The organism is Clostridium thailandense, from assembly GCF_019207025.1.
Lineage (GTDB): Bacteria > Bacillota > Clostridia > Clostridiales > Clostridiaceae > Clostridium_AM > Clostridium_AM thailandense.
The window spans coordinates 1-2508 of record NZ_JAEEGC010000234.1; the positions used below are offsets into that span (position 1 = coordinate 1).

General features: G+C 27.3%; 1 protein-coding gene, 1 tRNA gene and 1 rRNA gene. 2 read left to right on the top strand and 1 reads right to left on the bottom strand.

Annotation, left to right across the window (positions count from 1 at the left end; all coding sequences use genetic code 11):
• Positions 1 to 70 (top strand): 5S ribosomal RNA (rrf, locus tag I6U48_RS30660); the annotation flags it as partial.
• 7 nt (positions 71 to 77) lie between these two features.
• Positions 78 to 152 (top strand) — tRNA-Asn (locus I6U48_RS29090).
• A gap of 46 nt (positions 153 to 198) precedes the next feature.
• On the opposite strand, the gene I6U48_RS29095 is transcribed toward I6U48_RS29090, so the two are convergent.
• Positions 199 to 1722 carry a tetratricopeptide repeat protein gene (locus I6U48_RS29095; RefSeq protein ID WP_218324008.1) on the bottom strand — a complete coding sequence of 508 codons (1524 nt, stop codon included), beginning with the start codon at positions 1720 to 1722 and terminating at the stop codon, positions 199 to 201.
• Positions 1723 to 2508: the final 786 nt, after the last annotated feature.

The window sequence follows — 2508 nt, forward strand, 5'->3', positions numbered from 1 at the left end:
GACGGTTAAGCTTCACAGTGCCAATGGTACTGCAGAGGAGACTCTGTGGGAGAGTAGGTCGTTGCCAGGTAAAGCGTTCCGTGGTAGCTCAATGGTGGAGCATTCGGCTGTTAACCGAAGGGTTGGAGGTTCGAATCCTCTCCACGGAGCCATTTTTTTATTTTTTGTATATTATTTTGTTGATATACCTACCTACAATTAAGGTATTACTGTTAGCGTAAAATCATACTCATATACCTTGTCTTCATTTTCAGGCATTATAAATATATAAGACTTAATTTGATTATTTGTTGTTTTCAAATCTTCAATTGTTATTTCATCACTTTGAGTGGCATAGTCACCAACTAAAACATCATCATAGCTTTCAATCATCAATACTTTTACACTATTCACTTTAGCCGTCTGCATAATCCCAGTAGCATTAAATTTGATTTTTTCACCAACTTTAACATTAGTTTTATTCCAAGATACTGTAAACTTGGGACTATTGACTATTACTTTACTATTATCTATATTATATTGTTTATATATCCTATCTATATAAGCTGTTTTTTTAACTGTACTTGACCTTTCATATTTTTTAATATGTATTTTAGCAGGTTGCTTATTTGTCATAAGTAGATTAATTATTTCTATAATCAATAAAAAGATAAGAATGATTATTATTTTTTTATTCTTACTATCTTGTTTCATATTTGACTTATAAAAGAATATTTCCTCATCATTTATAGAAGTATTTAAATCATTATAGTTAACTTTACTACCTCTATTCTGAATTAATAATTGAAATTTCTCGTCGTTTTTTACTTTTTCATAAATTTCATCTTCAATGTCTTCGTCATCAATATTGAGTCCTTTCTTCTCTAAAAAAATCTCGAAATTTTTATAAAAGCCATCATAATTATCTTGAATAAGATTAATTTCTGCTAAAATTTTATATGATAAAAATTCATATGGATCCATCTCAATAGCTTTTAAAGCGTAATCTCTTGACAATTGAATATTTCCGATCATTTTTTGTAAGTAAGCATATCTTTTGTAAATATTAGCCTTTATAAGCGTATCTGAAACTTTAAGATTTATCTTAAGTGCTTTAGATAGCACTTCATCGGCTTTATCATACTTTTTTAATTTAATATATACAATACCTAAATTGACGTATGCATTGCAGAGATTTATTGATTTAGCTAAAATTTTTCCATTTGCAAGCTCAATTGCTCTGCTCAACGTCTCTATAGCTCTTTCATATTCGTTAGTATGCAAATAAAACCATCCCAGGTTTGTATATGCACTGCTGGATTTAGGTTTTAGTTCTACTGCCATTAAAAAGTATTTAAGTGCTTTGTCATATTGTTTAAGCTCAGTATATAAAACGCCAGCTTTTACAATATTAATTAAAGGAAGCTTTTTAATTTTGCATGATTCCACTAAATCCTGTAAGGATAAATCAAATTTTCTTATTCTTAAATAAACCATTCCTCTATAAGCTAATGGCAAAGCTTTTACAGTTTTAGTTGACCTCTCTAAATATCTTGAAAAAAGATCTATTGCTTTTTTAGCATTTCCTTTATTTACAAGATAAGCACCCTTATTTAAAACTTTGAAATTTCTAATAGTTATGTAAGCTATTATTAATAAAAAGATTAAAAATAAAGTTAAAAATCCCCAAAACGCTAATTCACTTTTTTTATATGCTATTACAATAACTGCAAACAGTAACACACAAAATGTAGTAAATGCTCCTTTCGTTTTAATTACCTCCTCACATTAATAAAATTGTGTATGTTCATAATACATATAATTTTTCAATAAAAATTATCATAATTTAATCTTTACGAAAATTATATCATAATACCTAAGAATTTTTAACACAGCATTGTTCAATTTTCAACAAGCCATGAATTGCTTTGTAGCCGCTAATGAAAATAAATATATCTTGGAGACTTAGTCATTTCAATGAATGCATATGAATGATTTACTTGAACGTTATTGAAGTATGCATCCTAAATGAACCTATATTTCCGATTGAAATAGGGGAGTTTTAGATATTGATATCTCATATTATATCCATATGCCTTTGGATATATAATTCTTATAAATAAACGGAATCAAGTGTATCTACATATTTAATTTTAAGAATGTAATAGAATAATAGAGAATATGTAAGTTAATTTCAAATAATAAATATTATCATATATATCATACAGGTAAAATTATGATAAGATAACATTCGTTGCTTGAGTAAGTGACAATAAGCGAAATTAATGTTAAAAAAAAGTATTGACAATAATTTAGTTTGTGTGATATTATGTAAAAGCTGTCAGAGATGACTTAACTTATCAAGTTTAACTAGTAAAGTTAGTAACAAATTATTAGTTGACAAGCTAAAGTAAAGATGATAAGATGTAAAAGTTGCTTAAACAGAGTAACGATGATCCTTGAAAATTAAACAGAGGTTAAAAGCTTAAATAGCTTTTATTAAGTAAAGTAAACCAGCAATTCTTTTGA